This is a genomic window from Erysipelothrix sp. strain 2 (EsS2-7-Brazil) (assembly GCF_016617655.1).
GTDB classification, from domain to species: Bacteria; Bacillota_I; Bacilli_A; order Erysipelotrichales; family Erysipelotrichaceae; genus Erysipelothrix; species Erysipelothrix piscisicarius.
On record NZ_SCFT01000001.1, the window covers coordinates 39315 to 57937 of the forward strand.

At 37.9% G+C, this 18623-nt stretch carries 15 protein-coding genes and 1 other annotated feature; of the genes, 12 read left to right on the forward strand and 3 right to left on the reverse strand.

Features of this window, described 5'->3' with window-relative positions; translation table 11 throughout:
* Window positions 1-3 precede the first annotated feature (3 nt).
* The 5 genes from EPJ90_RS00145 to EPJ90_RS00165 all read left to right on the forward strand — a co-directional run bounded on the left by EPJ90_RS00145 (window position 4) and on the right by EPJ90_RS00165 (window position 4491).
* Window positions 4-1302 carry a 2-hydroxycarboxylate transporter family protein gene (locus EPJ90_RS00145; RefSeq protein WP_161636530.1) on the forward strand — a complete coding sequence of 433 codons (1299 nt, stop codon included), beginning with the start codon at window positions 4-6 and terminating at the stop codon, window positions 1300-1302.
* A gap of 72 nt (window positions 1303-1374) precedes the next feature.
* Window positions 1375-2772, forward strand: coding sequence for a pyruvate carboxylase subunit B (locus EPJ90_RS00150; protein WP_200542383.1), 1398 nt, complete (start codon window positions 1375-1377; stop codon window positions 2770-2772).
* Window positions 2769-3038 carry an OadG family transporter subunit gene (locus EPJ90_RS00155; protein ID WP_125164581.1) on the forward strand — a complete coding sequence of 90 codons (270 nt, stop codon included), beginning with the start codon at window positions 2769-2771 and terminating at the stop codon, window positions 3036-3038. Before EPJ90_RS00150 ends, EPJ90_RS00155 begins: the two co-directional genes overlap by 4 nt.
* A gap of 13 nt (window positions 3039-3051) precedes the next feature.
* The gene (locus EPJ90_RS00160; RefSeq protein WP_200542384.1) at window positions 3052-3375 is read left to right on the forward strand and encodes a biotin/lipoyl-containing protein; all 324 of its coding nucleotides are present in this window, start codon (window positions 3052-3054) and stop codon (window positions 3373-3375) included.
* Between the two features lie 3 nt (window positions 3376-3378).
* Window positions 3379-4491: a sodium ion-translocating decarboxylase subunit beta gene (locus EPJ90_RS00165; RefSeq protein ID WP_161636529.1), complete on the forward strand. Its 1113-nt coding sequence runs from the start codon at window positions 3379-3381 to the stop codon at window positions 4489-4491.
* 43 nt (window positions 4492-4534) lie between these two features.
* Here EPJ90_RS00165 and EPJ90_RS00170 read toward each other — a convergent pair whose 3' ends face one another.
* Window positions 4535-5752: a WD40/YVTN/BNR-like repeat-containing protein gene (locus tag EPJ90_RS00170; RefSeq protein ID WP_200542385.1), complete on the reverse strand. Its 1218-nt coding sequence runs from the start codon at window positions 5750-5752 to the stop codon at window positions 4535-4537.
* Between the two features lie 119 nt (window positions 5753-5871).
* On the opposite strand from EPJ90_RS00170, the gene EPJ90_RS00175 reads away from it, so the two are divergent.
* From EPJ90_RS00175 to brnQ, 5 genes are all read left to right on the forward strand, one after another.
* Complete coding sequence (locus tag EPJ90_RS00175) at window positions 5872-6549, forward strand: DNA alkylation repair protein (protein WP_200542386.1); 678 nt, start codon at window positions 5872-5874, stop codon at window positions 6547-6549.
* 65 nt (window positions 6550-6614) lie between these two features.
* Window positions 6615-7070 carry a CBS domain-containing protein gene (locus EPJ90_RS00180; protein ID WP_200542387.1) on the forward strand — a complete coding sequence of 152 codons (456 nt, stop codon included), beginning with the start codon at window positions 6615-6617 and terminating at the stop codon, window positions 7068-7070.
* A gap of 12 nt (window positions 7071-7082) precedes the next feature.
* The gene (locus tag EPJ90_RS00185; protein WP_200542388.1) at window positions 7083-7616 is read left to right on the forward strand and encodes a DUF4256 domain-containing protein; all 534 of its coding nucleotides are present in this window, start codon (window positions 7083-7085) and stop codon (window positions 7614-7616) included.
* 107 nt (window positions 7617-7723) lie between these two features.
* Window positions 7724-12295, forward strand: a complete 4572-nt coding sequence (locus tag EPJ90_RS00190; RefSeq protein WP_237558258.1) for a polysaccharide lyase family 8 super-sandwich domain-containing protein — start codon at window positions 7724-7726, stop codon at window positions 12293-12295.
* Window positions 12296-12351: 56 nt separating this feature from the next.
* Window positions 12352-12581: a binding site (T-box leader), on the forward strand.
* 46 nt (window positions 12582-12627) lie between these two features.
* Entirely contained in the window at window positions 12628-13953 is a 1326-nt protein-coding gene (gene brnQ, locus EPJ90_RS00195; protein WP_161636523.1) for a branched-chain amino acid transport system II carrier protein, read from the forward strand.
* On the opposite strand, the gene EPJ90_RS00200 is transcribed toward brnQ, so the two are convergent.
* A complete protein-coding gene (locus tag EPJ90_RS00200) occupies window positions 13950-14306 on the reverse strand; it encodes a DUF2513 domain-containing protein (protein ID WP_161636522.1) in 357 nt (118 codons plus the stop codon). The two genes, brnQ and EPJ90_RS00200, sit on opposite strands and share 4 nt — an antisense overlap.
* Before the next feature lie 303 nt (window positions 14307-14609).
* Here EPJ90_RS00200 and EPJ90_RS00205 point away from each other — a divergent pair, with 303 nt between their 5' ends.
* Complete coding sequence (locus EPJ90_RS00205) at window positions 14610-16631, forward strand: choline-binding protein (RefSeq protein WP_200542389.1); 2022 nt, start codon at window positions 14610-14612, stop codon at window positions 16629-16631.
* 6 nt (window positions 16632-16637) lie between these two features.
* Here EPJ90_RS00205 and EPJ90_RS00210 read toward each other — a convergent pair whose 3' ends face one another.
* Window positions 16638-17201, reverse strand: a complete 564-nt coding sequence (locus tag EPJ90_RS00210) for a nuclease-related domain-containing protein (protein ID WP_244660358.1) — start codon at window positions 17199-17201, stop codon at window positions 16638-16640.
* A gap of 196 nt (window positions 17202-17397) precedes the next feature.
* On the opposite strand from EPJ90_RS00210, the gene EPJ90_RS00215 reads away from it, so the two are divergent.
* Window positions 17398-18588, forward strand: coding sequence for a coenzyme F420-0:L-glutamate ligase (locus EPJ90_RS00215; RefSeq protein WP_125164572.1), 1191 nt, complete (start codon window positions 17398-17400; stop codon window positions 18586-18588).
* The last annotated feature ends 35 nt before the right edge of the window (window positions 18589-18623 follow it).

Here is an 18623-nt window from a genome sequence, read left to right on the forward strand (position 1 = left end):
ATTATGTCAGAGAAAAAACAACTTAAGTTTTACGGGATTCAATGGCCAATTATGCTAGCAATCCTTGCAATCGGTGCACTTGGAATTTTTACAGAAACCTTCGGAACCGATATGCCAGCAACACTATTAGTTATGTTTACAATCGGTATTCCACTTTATGAAATTGGAAAACGTATCCCAATTTGGAATAAATATGTTGGGGGAGGAATTGTTCTTGCGTTCTTGGGAACATCCGCAATGGTATACTTCAACATTCTTCCAGAAGTATATGTCGAATCAATTGGAAACTTTACAGAAAAAGTAAACTTCTTAAACTTATTTATTATTGTATTAATTACTGGTAGTGTTTTATCACTTGATCGTAAAGTTTTACTTAAGAGTTTTGTAGGGTACATTCCTGCAATCCTTGGAGGGCTGTTAGGCGCATTCTTACTTGCAGCTGTTGTGGGACTTCTATTTGGTAAAGCACCACAAGATATTATCTTAAACTACGTTCTACCTGTAATGGGTGGTGGTAATGGTGGTGGAGCAGTTCCACTATCACAAATGTATGCGGATGTTACGGGTCTTCCAAGTGAAAACTACTACCAATTCGCAATCATTATTCTTACAGTCGCAAATATCTTTGCAATCATGATGGCATCATTACTTGACCGTCTTGGTGAATTACGTCCTAATTTAACCGGAAACAAGAATACAATCTTACGTAATGAATCTGAAGAACTTGTTAAAGAAGATGAAAAATATGATCCAACACTTCAAGATGTTGCTGCTGGACTTGTATTAGGTCTTGCTTGCTTTGGTTTTGGATTCTTAATGAGTAAACTAATCTTACCAAGTATCTTTGGGGTTAAGATTCATAACCTTGCTTACATGATTATCTTTGTGGTTATCTTAGCTGCAACAGGTGTTGTTCCTCAAAATATTCGTGAAGGTGCAAAACGTCTTCAATCATTCTTCTCAAAATACCTTGTATTAATTATCATGGTTGGAGTTGGTGTTGATTTAGACCTTGGAGAACTTGCAGCTGCATTATCATTCAGTAATGTCATTCTTGCTCTTGCAATTGTTGTAGGTGCAACACTTGGTTCCGCAATCGTTGGTTGGTTTGTAGGATTCTACCCAATTGATGCAGCGATTACAGCTGGTTTATGTATGGCAAACCGTGGAGGTTCTGGTGACCTTGCTGTTCTTGGAGCTGGAGACCGTATGGGTCTTATGGCTTACGCACAATTATCCTCCCGTCTGGGTGGGGCGATCGTGCTCATCATTGGATCCATATTATTCTCAATCTTTATGTAATGAATGATGGAAAGAGAGAGGCTATAAAGTCTCTCTTTCATTCCGTAATGCAATAGTTCAGAAAGGAGATCTATGCAAACAATTAAAATTAATGATGTAACGGTACGTGATGGAAATCAATCGTTACTTGCAACCCGTATGGAACATGAAGACATCCTTAAAATTTTAGCCGAGATGGACAAAGTTGGTTTGAATGCACTTGAAGTTTGGGGTGGGGCCACATTTGATGGTGCGCTTCGTTTCTTTAAACGCAGTCCATGGCAAAATTTAAGAGATATGAAACGTGTTGCACCCAATACACCGTTTTCAATGTTGTTACGAGGTCAAAACATTGTAGGATATCACCATTATGATAACGATACTTTAGAACGCTTTATTCGTTTAAGTCTTGAAAATGGTATTGATATCATTCGTGTATTTGATGCTTTGAATGATATCGAAAATGTTAAGAATGCAATTTACTTTATAAAAAAACATGGTGGGCACTGTCAAGGTGCAATTTCTTATACGGTAAGTCCCGTTCATAATATTGATTATTATGTTACGTATGCAAAACAATTGGTAGATGCTGGAGCTGATTCTATTTGTATCAAAGATATGGCAGGGATTTTATTACCGGACGTTACCTTTGAACTTGTAAAACGTTTAAAAGATGAACTTAATGTTCCAATTAACCTTCATTCACATGCAACCACCGGTCTATCAAGTCTTGTTTTTGAACAAGCGATGAAGGCAGGTGTCGATATTGTGGATGGTTGTATCTCACCGTTTTCAAATGGGACATCCCATATCGCATTGGAAACATTGCTTGAAACAGCACATGTTACAAATCGTGAAACAACAATTACACACACAGCCTTACAAGGCGCATACGAAGAAGCAAATGAACTTGCAACTAAATACATTGCAAGTGGTCAATATCCTGCGAAAGCATTAATGATTAATCCCAATATTTTAACCTATCAAGTACCGGGCGGAATGCTCAGTAATTTGATGAGTCAGTTAAAAGATCAAGGAGCATCCGATCGTTACGAAGAGGTTCTTAAAGAAATTCCAAAGGTTCGTGAAGATTTGGGCTACCCACCGTTAGTAACACCACTTTCACAAATGGTAGGGACACAAGCGGTATTAAATGTATTAACAGGAACACGTTATAAAATGGTACCTAAGGAGATTAAAGACTATGCAATGGGACTTTATGGCACATTCCCAGGACCAGTTAATGAAGATGTAATCAATCTTATTTTGAAGGATGAAAAACGTGTTGAAAAGCAACCTGTGGAATCCATGCCAAGTGTCTTTGAAGCAAATAAAGTCGAACTTGAAGCGAAATTAGGACGGGAAGCATTGGAAGAGGAAGTATTATCCTATATTCTTTTCCCGCAAAATGCTATTTTAGAAGGTGAAGAACCGATAGCACGTCCTGATGTTATCGAGTTTAAGATGTTTGATGGAGGGGAAACAATATGATTCCAACCTTTACATTTTTAGATGGATTAACCGTGAGTTTATTTTCGATGCTTGTCGTATTTGTAATTCTTTTACTCTTAGCGCTTGTACTTCAAGGCTTTACGGCAGTTTTATCAAAATTTGATAAACCGGAAGCGCCAATACAACATGGCGTCGACGAGAACGATGAAGAACACCGTCTGGTTGCGAAACTGGTCGTAAGTTGTTTAGCTCAAGGAAATGAAGCTCAAAATATTCGTATTAAATCAATTAAGAGAGTTAAGTAGAAGGGAGATATGAATGGAAAAATATAAAGTATCTGTAGATGGAAAAGTTTATGAGGTTGAAATTGAAAAAGTTGGAGATTTTGAGCCAACAGCCCCAACACCCATCGCATCAAGCGGTTCTGGTTCTGCATTGAAAGCACCCATTCAAGGTTCAGTACTGAGTGTTCTTGTGAAACCAGGACAATCCGTTTCAAAAGGACAACCTGTTATGGTTATTGAAGCTATGAAACTTGAAAATGAAATTGTAGCCGATCAGGATGGTGTGATTGATCAAGTGCTTGTTTCTGAGAAACAAGTCGTCGATAATGGTCAAGACTTGTTGACCTACCGAGGTTAAGATATGTTAAACATACTATTTGATTTTCTTAATCAAACGGGTTTTGCGGCCATGACTTTGGGACAATTTATTATGATTCTAATCGCGTGCACACTGTTATTTCTTGCGATTAAAAAAGGCTATGAGCCTTATTTATTGATTCCTATTGCATTTGGTATGTTGCTTGCAAACTTACCGTTATCAGGGGTTATGGAAGAAGGTGGTGTCTTAAACCTTCTTTATCAAGGGGTTCACCTTGGTCTATTTCCACCACTGATTTTTATGGGGGTTGGAGCGGCTACTGATTTTGGTCCACTCCTATCAAACCCTAAAAGTTTAATCCTGGGTGCTGCGGCACAGTTTGGTATTTTCTTTGCGTTTTTAGGTGCGATTGCACTTGGATTTAATGTGATGGAAGCATCCAGTATTGGAATTATTGGGGGCGCTGATGGACCTACAGCGCTCTACTTAACAAGCCAATTGGCACCGCATCTATTAGGTCCAATTGCTGTTGCTGCTTACTCCTATATGGCGCTTGTACCCGTCATACAACCGCCTATTATTCGTGCGCTAACATCAAAAGAAGAGCGCGAAATTAAAATGGTTCAACTTCGTGAAGTGTCTAAAAAAGAAAAAATTCTCTTCCCGATTGTTGTAACGATCTTAGTGTCTTTAATTGTTCCAAGTGCAGCACCTCTTGTAGGGATGTTGATGTTTGGAAACTTAATAAAAGAAGTCGGTGTTGTTCCAAATCTTGTTGAAACGGCTAAGAATCCATTGATGTATACCATCACAATTTTCTTAGGAATGACAGTTGGTGCGACAGCGAATGCTGAAACCTTCCTTAATACACAAACTTTAGGGATCATTGCTTTAGGACTTGTAGCCTTTGCAGTAGGAACCGCTTCAGGGGTTATTGTTGCTAAAATAATGAATCTCTTTATAAAAGATAAGATTAACCCAATGATTGGGGCTGCAGGGGTTTCTGCGGTTCCAATGGCAGCACGTGTTGTTCAAGTTGAAGGGCAAAAAGCAGATCCTTCAAACTTCTTACTCATGCATGCAATGGGTCCGAATGTTGCAGGTGTAATTGGTTCTGCAGTTGCTGCAGGATTACTCCTCACATTCTTTGGATAATGTTTTAAAAAGACACTCGGTATTTGAATACCGGGTGTCTTTTTTATTTGAAAAATACTTTTTGAGGAATGATGTATTCACTAAAGTTCCAGGTATTACCGTTATCGTTACTGATAAAGATTGCATCGGCATTCTGACGGTAGTCTCCGTTATTTTGGGTGATGCGGACTTTGAGTTGATGATCCACGCGTTGTGGTGCTGTTGCTTGAATGAAGATATCATTCCAGCGAATTGATGTATCGTTGAGCGTTTGAGCGGGTAAGGCAACCTCAGTAAATGTTTCACCATAATCAAGACTTCGATAAAGGTGTGGTGAATTGGGTTGGGTTACCCATAGTGTTTTAGAGTCACTTAGGGATGCATCCGTAATCTTATGGGTATAGTTTGGTATGGGTTGTGAAGTCCATGTTTGTCCATTGTCCAAGGTATAATGATAACTTACAATTTCTGCGTTTAATGCAACATGACTGGATAATGCGAGTATCCCGGTCTCGCCCACAAAATCAAGATAGCCTGCCGTAATGATGGATAAAGGCGGCTCATCAAAGATTGTTGTTGAGGACCACGTTGTTCCACCATCCACCGTTCCACCCACAATAACATTCCCGTCTTTTTGATATAAAACTTCATGATGGTTTTTAAAACTGAATATTCGTTTGTCATTTTTGAAATGACCTTGAGAGGATGTTGTGAAGTCTGCAGACGCGATGGGTGTTTCGATCCAAGGCTTGTTTTCGTTTTCACGGATACGGAGAAACATATTTTGATCATCGTAAAACGATGCTTGCGTATCGGATTCATAACTGGGTGTCGTAGGGAAGTGTTGTTTTCGATACGTTTTTTCTGTCATATCATTTTGGTATTTAAGTACATTGTGTTCAACATTCATATATAGAATTAGGTGGTATGTGTAGTGGTTATTATTTTGAAGGGGTAGTGTTTGAAAGAGTTTGTCCGGACGTCTTCCTGCTTCAACGGTAAACGTGACGTCAAAAATCAACCAACCTTCTTCTTCGCCGATGGGTTCAACAGGTTCCAACGATTCAATCGTAAAATCAATCAACGGATCGTTTTGATTCCATCGTGACTGATGCGCTTGTAAATAGCCTGTGAGCCATGCATTCATGGTTTCATGGGGTGTCATCCCTGGTTGATGTTTCACTGTATAGTTAGTAAGGGAAGGTGCTTGTGCATGAACGTAAAGGTAACCCAAGCATACACAAAGGATACCAACTAGAATGCGTTTCATATTTTTTGACATAAAAACTCCTTTTTTAATAAGCATACGTCTTTGTAAAGATAAATCAAGTGAAAGGTGTGAAGGTCGTTTGACGCGTCAAATGTTGAATACATCGTTATAATGAGAAGAGAGGTGATGGCATGAAATCATGGACATATGAATCGGTGGTATTGGATTTGGAGCGTTTTCAAAATGAGAGTCGTCGTAAAACTTTAATCAAACAAGGCGCTGATGATAATACGGTGGGAATTCCTTTAGGCGTTATCCGTAAACTGGCAAAAGAAATCGGGCTTGAACACGAGTTGGCACGATGCCTATGGAAGTCAGGGATTATTGATTATCAATTGCTCGCTGTGCTTCTTTTTGATCCCAACAAACTGGATGAACCGACGGTGTTTCAATTCTTAAATGAGGTGCGCGTCATGACGCTTCAAGAAGATTTAATTTTTCGCTGTCTTATTTTTTCAAAGGATAAAGATGGATGGATTGAACGCTTAAGGAGTGAGTCGGAAGATCGACTTGGTCGGGCGTATTGGACCTTTGTCGTGGATGCCATTAAACGTAAGCAAAAATCCAAGGATGAGCTCATACATGTTCTTGATGAAATTGAAATGCAATTAGAGCAGGCACAACCTTTAACGCAATGGATGATGAATCGTGCGTTGTGTGAAATCGGCTTTGGCTATCCTGAATTTGTGGATCGCGCGTATGCGATTGGTGAAGCATGTGGTGTCTATAAAGAGATGAAAGTTTCTAAGGGGTGTACGTCAGCGTATGCACCCCTTTGGATGGATGCAGTCTTGAAGCGGAATGTGTAATGTTATGTGATTTGACAGACGTCTTTGGAAGTCATGGTAAAATAAGCATGTAAAAGGATGGGACTATGACAACATTAAATAATATTAATTCAAAACATTTAAATGAAGCACCTTATACAAGTATTGCATTTTTATTAAAACCCAAAGGGTTGATTGGCTATATTACCAATACCGCTAGTGTGCGGCAAGCATTGGAAAAGATGAAATTTCATGGTTATACCGCAATGCCAGTCATTACAGAAGATGGTCAATTTTACGGAACCATTAATGAAGGGGATTTTCTTTGGTATTTAATTCATGAAAAAATTACCGATATGAAAGATGTTGAAGAAGTGTATTTAAAAGATATTATGCGTCATTCTTGGAATCCACCCGTGACCATTGATGTCGATCTGAGTTATGTTTTAGAACGGATCTTAGATCAAAACTTTGTTCCTGTTGTGGATGACCGTAATAAGTTTATGGGAATTATTACGCGTAAATCGGTTTTAATGTATTATCAAGATATGAAACAAGGATAGAGGGAGTATGGCATGAACCAACAAGAATTGTTTGTAACGTTACAAGAACGTTTTGAAATGAATGAACACCGTCATCCAACAATTGTTTGGGATGATGTTTTGGATGTGATCTCATCCAATTCGCAATTTGTGGATTCATTAATGTGGATGGAAGAAACGAAGGGAGAACCAGATTTATTCGTTGTAGAAGAGCATTCATGGCTCTATATGGATAGTGCCTCAGAGAGTCCTTCTGGGCGTCGTAGCTTGTGTTATGATGCTTTAGCATTAGAACAACGTAAAAAGAACAAACCAAGCGGTAGTGCAGTTCAAATTGCGCATGAAGCAGGGGTTGCATTGTTGGATGAGAACTTGTACCAATTTCTACAAACCTATGATGTGGTCGATAAGAAAACATCATCATGGCTTAAGACCCCAAAAAACATTCGTGATCGTGGAGGCGCAATATTTGGAGATTATCGTTATGGGACAGTCTTCATTTATCATAATGGTGCAGATTCCTATTATGCAGCACGTGGATTTCGAACATACCTAAAAATAAAATAAACGAACAGATTCGATAAGAATCTGTTTTTTAATGATTAATGTTAAAAGTAATTGACAACCTAACCGGTTTACCTTATAATCACCTTGAAAAGAAAGAGGTTACATTTATGAGAAAAACCGTTATGTTTTTACTCACGCTGCTTCTTACGATTACGTTGTTCCCAACTCAACAACGTATCGAAGCGTTGGATGTTGGGCAACCCGCTTCAGCAGATGAGTATTTTGTCAATTCTGATTTTTCATTGACCGAAAATGTTGTGCCCATGGATGAAAGTAATAAAACAAACAATAAAGACATTGGCTTTTGGACCAATGATCTAAAGCCACTTGGGTGGATGTTTGAACGTTATAGTGGTTCATCCCTTGATCGTTCTCAATATAAGGCAGATTTAAATCAAGGTGTGGTGACTGTTTCTTCAAACAGTCAATACCAAACCCCAATGTCTTTTTTCAAACCCGAGAAAAAAATCAAGGCAAAACCGAATACAACCTATATTGTGAAAGGATCGTATAAAACTGATTTTAGTATCGTTGCAAACGGAAAACCCACTTCCGTCAATTTAACCATTGATCAATACAATCAAAATACGATCATCAAACCTTCAATAGAATTTGAACTTCCTGAAGCGTCCACGTGGACTAACTTCGAGCATGAATTTAAAATTGAATCCGCAACAGACTTTTTACCCGTATTTAAATTTTCATTTATAAAAGGATCGTATTCAATTAAAAATATTTCATTGCAAGAAAAAGAAATTGCTTCGGATATTAAGCTTACAAGTCTTGATGTGGTGCAAGATGCAATGACTTTAGCACCTCAAGATCAAGCCAGCATTAAACCGATTGTGGAACCCAGTGATTATCCTGTAGATCGTTTGGAGTGGTCATCCAGTGATCTCGGTATCGCAACCATTGATGCTCAAGGGATTGTGACTGCAGTTTCAGAGGGAAACAGTGTGATTACAGTATTCGACTCTAAAAGTGGTTTGAGTAAAACGATTCATGTAAGTGTACGTGCACCGAAAGATACAAACTTATTTGCCGTAAATATTTTAGAAAATGGTAGTTTTGAAAAACTCGTTAAGGCTCCAAATAAAGGCAACACAAGTCAAATCAATTGGCATCAGGATGTTGGTTTCTGGGATCAAGATTTAAAACCTGAATCATGGGTTTTTGAACGCTATAAATCTTCAAACCTCGATGCATCGTACTACAGTGCGGAAATGGTTAAATCGGATGTTAAAGATGGATCGTATGCTGTGAAGATAAATCTTGAGCGTAATGATCAAAGTGCTTTAAGTTTCTTTAAACCTCAAAAACGTTATGATGTGAAACCTGAGACAACGTATGTGTATGAGGGATGGTTTAAATCTGAAAACCTTGAAACGTTGAATGCAGCTCAAGCTCGTATTAATTTACAAGTTGATGGTTATGCTGCCAACAAATTATCAGGTGTAGTCCATGCGGATACCATTAATGCTTCCGATCAATGGGTTCGTTTTAAAGTGGAATTCACAACTGATGATAAAACGACACAGATTTTACCGGTGTTCCGGATGCATAATACGAAAGGATCTTACCTCCTTGATGACTTAATGCTTTATGAAAAGCCAATTGGAGCGACATCCATTCAATTGGATACGAATGCTCTTGAAATGGCATTAAATCAAAAAATATTCTTACCGGTTTCCACAGAGCCTAAGACAATCAATCAAAAAACTTTAGAGTGGTCATCCAGTGATCCATCCGTTGTATCTGTTGATCAAGGATCGATTGTTGGTTTAAAACCGGGAATCGCAAAAGTTCAAGTTCGATCTGCATTTGATCCAAGTGTTTATGATGAAGTAACCGTGACGGTTTTGAATTCGACCTCATTACCGATTCAGTCTCTTTCAGTTGCATCAGACAATCTTAAAATTGATGAAAATCAACGGTATTTCATTGAGTTTGAATTAACACCCCGTCATGCTAACTATCGTGATTTGACATTTATTTCTAAAGATCAAAAAATCGTGAATGTAACGGAAGAAGGATTACTGTTACCACAAAAACAAGGGGTAACCGAGATTCAAATTTTCTCAGGAACAAGACTTTTAAAAACGATTCATGTAGAAGTTATAGCGACTGAAAAAAATGAAGCGATGCAATCGATGATTCATCAGTGGCAAGCGCGCTATACTGGTGATAGCAGTATCTCAAGTCCTCTTAAAGATTCATTTAAAGATAAAGTTATTCGTGAAGGCGAATCACTCTATCGTAGTATGAAAAAAACAAATGATTATCGTGAAGATCTTTGGGAGAACACCAGTGCTACAAAATCTTCGAATATGACAAAACAATTCCGTAATCTTAAAGCAGTCGTACTTGCATATCAAATGCCAGAATCGGCTCTTTATCAACAACGAGATGTTTATGAAGAAATTGTTTCGGGTATGGAACACCTTTATAAAGTCTTTAATTATAACGGAAATCAATCGGTCTTTGAAGGAAATTGGTGGGATTATCAAATTGGTAGTGCCAAAGCAATTACCGATAGTTTAATCTTACTTGCAGACTATCTTCCTCATCAACGCCTTGAGGCGTTAGAAGCGGTTGTGGCAAGTTATGTACCGAATGCAGTTGACCAGATGAGTAAAAAAGGCGATATTGCGACTGGAGCAAACCGTACGGATTTAGCAATGAGTTTGTTAGGAACCGCTTTATTAAGTGAAGATGTTTCCAAGCTAGAGCGCCTTCAAAACGATTTAGTTCCTTTATTTGAACTTGCGACATCGGAAGATGGTATCTATGAAGATGGATCAATGGTTCAACATAAAACAATTCCCTATACAGGCGGATACGGTTCCGTTTATTTAGAAGGGGTATCAAGCCTTTTAACGCTATTACAACCAAGTCCATGGCATTTGGATGAATCAACATACCAAACGTTATTCCCTGTATTAGAACGTGGATTTATCAGTATGCTCCATGAAGGACAACTTATGGCAATGGTTCAAGGACGCGGAATGTCGCGTGCTCCTGAACTTATGAAGTCCTCCAGTGCATATGGTGGTGGCTTCAGCATGCTCGGTAACCTTCTGTTTGTCAGTGAGATTGCCCCTGACTTATTTAGAGATAAGGTGGAAAGTGTCACAGCGCTTTGGTATCCGAAAATCGAAAAAGCCATTAATCCACTCGATCATGTGCGTGATATGAAACATGCAGAACAGATCACAAAAGCATTAAGTGCAGATCGTGATCCTGTTGAACTTGAAAAGAAAGTGTCAATTTTCTCTGCGATGGATCGTGTTGCCGTACATCATGATCGTTATACACTCGGATTGAGTATGTACTCCAATCGTATTGCTAATTTTGAGTCCTTCAGTGGTGAAAATGGGCAAGGGTGGTATACCGGAGATGGTATGTATTACCTCTATACCCATGATGATCGCCAGTTCGGAGTCAGTTATTGGCCAACTGTGAATCCATATCGTTTACCAGGTGTAACATTGGATACGCGTGAACTCGCCTTAAGCAGTGGAGAACGATTGCTATCACCCCAAAGTTTTGTTGGTGGGGTTGAACAAGGTGCTAATGGTGCTGCAGTAATGAAGCTCGATAAATCTAACTTCAATCAACAAGATCTTACTGCACAGAAATCCTATCTTTTCTTAGACGATAAAGTAATTTTAATGGGAAGTAACATTCATGGAACTTCACCAGACACGATTGAAACGATTTTTGAAAATCGCATCATCGATACACGTCTTGGAGATCAATTCTCAATTAATGGTAAAGTCTTGACCGATTCACAACATGAAATGACCGTCACACCAAATATGTGGGCTCATTATGAATCCAGTCATTATCATGATGCTGTTGGCTATGTATTCTTAGAAGAGGCACCTATTACATTTGAATATGAAACGCGTAAAGGAACCTACCAATCAATTAATACCTTGTTTGGTAATGATAAAGAGTATGAAAATGATTTCGTATCCATTCGACAAAATCATTCAGCTCATGCAGATAATGCATCCTACGCTGTCATGATCTTACCGCAGTACAACCAAGCTGAAACAGCATCATTGAGTCAAGCAAATCCAATTCATATTTTAAGAAATGATGCGTCAATGCACGCAGCATATGATGAACAACAACAGATTATTGCGGTGAATGTCTTTAAGGAAGATCACCTAAATCTTGATATTGAAGACTTACCAATTCGTTCATTAAACCTTCAACCTGGTTCTTATCTTTTCCGTTATGAAAATGGAAAGCTAACTGTAAGTGTTAGTGATCCATCGCAATCTGTTGATACGATTGACGTTGAAATTTCATTAAATGATCAAAACATGTTGATGCGCTCAGCATCAAATATAAAAACACTGTCATTTGATCTAAATCCCCAAAATGGTCAAACACGTACTCAAACCATAGAATTGATAAAAGAAGATCAAAATGGTAATGGTGGTATCACACCTGAAAAACCGGAAGAAAAACCTGGAGAAACGCCGAATGAAAAGCCTGGCACAAATGAAAGTGCAGGCGATGAAACATCAAATTCAGATGACAATGGTGTAAACGATGAAAGTCATTTACCTTCAACAGGTCGTGCGTCTGATCTTCCAGGGTTTGTATTTGTGATGATTGTAATGGGATTCTTGATGTTCTTGGATTCTCGTCGTAAACATCAATAAATATTTTTGAGAGATTATGTATTGACAAGCCACCGTAGATTGATTATTATTATGAAAATAAATCTACGATAGTGAAGGAGTACGATACTTGTTGCGTGCACAGAGAGTTGACATTAGCTGAGAGTCAATGATTCAAGAGTATCTGAAAATCATCACTTAGATGTATTGCTGAAATAAGTAAGTGATACCGGCTGTTCCCCGTTACCCGAAACGCGTATTATTATGTACGTTGAGAGCCATACTTTGTATGGAATTTGGGTGGTAACGCGATAACCTCGTCCCTTGTGGATGAGGTTTTTTTGTCGATTATTTTATGAATTAAGGAGAAGTATATGCAGAAATTATCTCGAAAAAATACATTATTTGTTTCATTAACACTGTTTTCATTGTTTTTTGGTGCGGGAAACTTAATCTTTCCACCGTTTCTCGGAGAATCTTCCGGATCCCACACAATGTTGTCTTTAGCAGGATTTTATATTACTGCGGTTTGTTTTCCCATCTTTGCGGTGATTGCCATATCAAAGCATCGAGGCCTCTTTCCTCTTGCATCAAAAGTTCATCCTAAATTTGCATTGGTTTTTACGTTTTTAATTTATCTTTCTATTGGACCGCTTTTAGGAATTCCAAGAGCGGGAAGTCTGCCTTTTGAAATGGCGGTAGCACCCTTCTTGGGTTCTTTGGCAAGATATCAGCAAATTGGTTTATTTTTATTTACATTTGTTTTTTTTACGATTGCGTATTTTATTTCTAAAAATCCGACGAAATTGGTAGATCGAATGGGGAAAGTCCTAACACCCCTTTTACTTGTGCTTATGATTATTGTGTTTGTAGGAAGTTTTATAAAACCGTTTGATGGTTTTACGACACCAATTGGAAATTATCAAACCACACCTTTTGTTCAAGGCTTTCTTGATGGTTATCTTACGATGGACACCATTGCTGCTTTAAACTTTGGACTTGTCATTGCGCAAATCATTCAAAGTCTTGGAATAACGGAAGAATCAGATGTCGTAAAAAATACCGTTCGATCCGGTTTATTTGCAGGGGTCTTGTTGATGATTGTTTACGGATCTCTTGCCTATTTAGGTGCGCTTAGTGGTCATGCATACGGTTATTCAGAACACGGCGCACAAACCCTTGCGCATATCATCACGCATATTTTTGGACCAGTTGGGGTTCTTTTATTAGCAATCATTTTTACCTTAGCATGTCTTACAACTTCGGTGGGGTTAATTACGTCGTGCAGCCAGTATTTTTCATCGAAAACAAGGTATTCATATAAAAATTGGGTTATTGCGATTTCAATATGGAGTTTTATTACCTCAAATTTAGGGTTAAGTAAGATTTTAAAGATATCAGTTCCTTTATTGGAAGCAATCTATCCAATTGCCATGGTTCTTATTGTATTGAGCTTTCTAGAATTGTTTGCGGAACTCAAGCATTCAGTATATAAAGCAACAATTGGTGTCACGACCTTAATGTCGATGGTTTCAATCATTGATGTGTATGTGTTTACGAATGGATCGCTTTTGAAAGGAGTCCCGCTAAATGGACAGGGTTTGGCTTGGGTAGTTCCGGCAGTAATTTCTTTCGTCCTAATTCAAATGAATCATTCCTTTAAAGACAAAAAAAAGAATGCAACGACAGTGCATTCTTAGAGTCCATATCGTGTAGAACGGTATGCAAACAGTCCATAAGCAAAAATTTCGACTGTATAGATTGGATACTTTTCATTGATTTCTTTTTTGAATTCCTGATAAAGGCGATCATCTTTAACAGCATCGATAAGATTCCGTCCGTTTGGAGTTAATTGAATTGAAGGATTCTCCGAATCCGATTGTGACAAGGTTACAATATGTGCATGATGCATTTTACGGAGATGATCAAGACACTCATGCTGTTGATAAACATTTTGCAAATCACCCAGTGACAGTGCTTCAAAGGTGATGGTTGGTTCGGGGTGATCGAGATGGAGTAGAATATCTCTTACACAGTCAATATTTAGTTTCATATTATGCCTCCTTCTTACCTTTTTATTATACCAAATCGGCTTGCGTTCCTACATGATTTATCATGCTCTTATGACATGATCTTCGAAATCGTTATGGATTGCGGATAGGGGACCGTAAAGCCTTCATTGATGATTTTTAGATGTCGTATAAATTTTACGTGTTGTGACTATCTTGCTTTTGATTTCTTTATCTCATTTTAAATTCACTTTAACTACCCTTTGGCGTATTTAATTTTTAGTCTTTACATTTGAAACGTTCTCAATTATCCTAAGGGCATTCTACAGTTTAAGGAGATTTTGTACATGAAAATAAGACTGTTATCATTGGCATGTACTGTATTGTGTACTGCAAGTGTTATAGGATTTGATGCGTCGATTTACGCTGATGAAAGCGTGCCGCGTGCCCGTGATTTGGTTGCTTTAAAAGCTTATTTGGTTTCACTTGAAGATATGGATGATGATCAAGTAGATATTGGACGTCATGTTGATCATATCGAAAAGTATATTCGTATGATTGAACGAACACCAATTCATCAACGACAAGAAAAAATAAATCAAATTAAATCAATCGTTGAAAAAAGTGTTGCACAGAAAAAACGATTACGCAATCTTGAACGTTTTGAACGTGAATTGAGCCAAAATAGATTTTTATCCGGTTATCAAATAAGACACTTTATTGATCGCTCAAAAGAAACCATCGATGACATGCAGCTCAATCAGTTAAGAGCGGAAATTCAAGCTTTAGAAGAAAAAATAGAGCGAGATGGCAATCTCATAGCGTCGTATCTTAAAGCGATTCAGTCCTTTGATCGTCTCGATCAAAATAGTCGCAGTTACTATGCGGAGCAGCTCGCGAGCATTTGGATGAATTCAAAAGACTTTGAGGGACAAGTGATACCCTTTTTTGAGAAGATTGAATTAGAACATATAAAAAAAGGTGGCAAGCCATGGAAACGCCTGGATCAAGAAGATAAGGATGAGCAAAAAAATCCTGTGTTGGATGAATCAAGTAATCCGGATGACATCGAATTTCAAAGATATCTTGAAGGTAAGGCGATGCTTACAAATTCAAGACGCAACGATTACCTCAATCAAATAAAAGCACTTGAAGGAGAAACGAAACGTCGCAAAATTGAAGCAATTAAAAAGATGATCACAGACGAGGAAAAGCGTGTTAATCTTCAAAATAAAAAAAATGAGTTAAAACAAACGTTGCACGAAACATTTCAATTTCTGACCGTTGAAGATTTTGAAAAGCTGGTGGGGGAAATTGAGTCGAGTAAAGATGAGCATCAACTTGATAAGGTTCGTAAACAAGCAAGTCAATTAAATGAGGAGCATCGTTTATTTATCACAAGCGTGGAACATGTTAGTTTCAAAATAACTCAAAGTCATAAAATCTCGGAAAAAGATAAAGCGATTTTAAGGCAAAAACTTCAAAATGCACAAGAACGCAGTGACTCTATTGAGTTGGCTCAGATTCTTAAGGAAATTGAAACGCTCGAATTAAAGGGTCAAAAGAAAAATCCTGCTATAAATCAGGGAGATAAGAAGAAAATAAAGACCAAGGTTAAACTAAAGGAACCGTTACTCTACTCGGGTTGGCAAGGCTTAGAAGGTCGATCGTCCTATCGCGACGAGAATCTTAAGTTAGTAAAAGGACAATGGAAAACAATTTCGGGTTCTAAATACTATTTTGATGAGAAGGGTAATCCAAAAACCGGGATGATTACGCTTATGAATAAAAGATTTGTGATTGATCCTCATAAAGGCATGATTACAGGTTGGAAAAAGATTTCGAATAAGTGGTATTATCTAACACCACACGGTGCTTTGAGTCAACAGTGGTCAAAGATTCAGGGAAAATGGTATTATTTTGATGAGAATGCTACCATGATTCGTGGTTGGCGTAAAATTGAAAATAAGTGGTATTTTTTTGAAAAATCAGGCGCTATGGCGACTGGTTGGAAAAAAGATAAGAATAAATGGTATTATCTTGAACCATCCGGAATGATGGCTACGGGTTGGAAGCGAATTAATCAGAAATGGTACTATTTGGAACCATCGGGATCCATGGTGACAGGCTGGAAGCAAATCAATCAAAAATGGTATTATTTCGAATCGTCAGGGGCCATGGCAACAGGATGGAAAAAGGTTCGTAGAGATTGGTATTATTTAGAATCATCAGGATCCATGAAAACCGGTTGGAAACACTATAAGAATCAATGGTATTATCTTAAAAAAAGTGGTCGAATGGCTGTAGGTACCCTAACCATTAATACAACGCAATATCATTTTGATTTGAGTGGTGCCTTAAAAAAATAGAACGGCTTAATTGAGCGTTCTATTTTTTTTGGACATTTTTTTACGATAACGACGATGTTTCCATTTTTTAAAGAGCATCCACCGCTGTCGTTTGAGTAATAATCGATTAATGCTTCGGATCTCGGATTGAGACAGACGATTTGAGGTCGAACGTGTTTGAGTCATCGCAGATTTAAGGGTGAATAGATCGGGTAAAGGCTGATCGATTTGATTAACAAGAACACAATTTTTAATCAAGGCAGCATCCATACCTAAATAGGTGGCCAGTGCTTCGACGTGATAGCGATTTTGGATAAAAGGATTACGTATACGTTGATGAGTACCTTTTTTATACCAAAACTGAGCATCTTGTGATCCTATGAACGGGTGCTTTGTGTATTTAACCTCAAAACAAAAGATACCGTGACAATTTACGACAATGAGATCAATTTCTGTAATGCCATTATTTCGATGGATCGGAATATATGTGCCATGATACGTATACGACTTTGGAATTTGTGATAATTGTTTAAAGGCATCGAGCTCAAATTGCATCCCTCGATCTTTTGCTTTCTTATTTTTGACTTTCATATAATAAATATAATAACGAATTGACTTCATTGGTTAACCTCTAAAATTGTTTTAGTGATATCATAGCATAAACGTATCCTAAAGTGATACTGTTTTATATTTTTTATTTAAATTTATGCTTAAATGTGTTAGAATCATTAATGGATTGCCTCTATACGAGGCTTTCAGTGTTTTATAAAGAAAAAGGATGTTATATATGGAAAGAAAAATTGGTACTGTTTCAAGAGGTGTTCGTTGTCCGATCATTCGTGAAGGTGATGATTTAGCTCAAATCGTTACAGAAAGCATTTTGGAAGCTGGAAAGAGTGAAAATTTTGATGTACGTGATCGTGATATTATCGCATTAACGGAGTCCATTGTTGCTCGTGCTCAAGGAAATTATGTTTCTGTTGATGCCATTGCAAAAGATGTAAATAAGAAAATGGAAGGTGGAACTGTGGGTGTGATTTTCCCAATCCTTTCACGGAACCGTTTTTCAATTTGCTTACGTGGAATCGCTAAAGGTGTTGATAAGGTAGTGCTCATGTTAAGTTACCCTTCAGATGAAGTAGGTAATGAACTTGTGAGTCTTGATCAGCTTGATGCATCAGGTATTAACCCATATAGTGATGTTCTAAATCTTGAGCAATATCGTGGTTTGTTTGGTGAGAACAAACACCCTTTCACTGGAATTGATTACGTTGCTTATTACGCAAGCATTATTGAAGAAGCAGGTGCGGAAGTTGAAATTATTTTCTCAAACAACCCACGCACAATCTTAGATTATACAGATAAAGTTTTAGCGTGTGATATTCATACCAATCCACGTACGAAACGAATTTTACGCGATAATGGAGCGAAAATTGTTTGTGGTCTCGACGATATTTTAAATGAAAGTGTTGATGGTAGTGGTTATAATGAACGCTATGGTCTCCTTGGCTCAAATAAATCTACTGAAGATTCTGTAAAACTTTTCCCAAGAGAGTGCACAGATTTAGTTGAAGATATTCAAAAACGTATGCTTGAAGCAACTTCAAAGCATGTGGAAGTTATGGTTTATGGAGATGGTGCGTTTAAGGATCCAATTGGAAAGATTTGGGAACTTGCAGATCCTACAGTTTCTCCAGCTTACACAAAAGGGCTTGAAGGTACACCGAATGAATTGAAACTTAAGTATCTTGCCGATAATGATTTTAAAGATTTAGAAGGTGAAGCGCTTAAGAAAGCAATTGAAGCTCATATTAAAGATAAAGATGATAATCTAGTTGGCAATATGGCTGCACAAGGAACGACACCGCGTCGTTTGGTTGACCTTATTGGTTCACTTTGTGACTTAACAAGTGGTTCTGGCGATAAAGGAACGCCTATTGTGTTTGTTCAAGGGTATTTTGATAACTTTGCAGATTAAATAAAAAAGTGTATGTTCCAGATATGGGAACATAC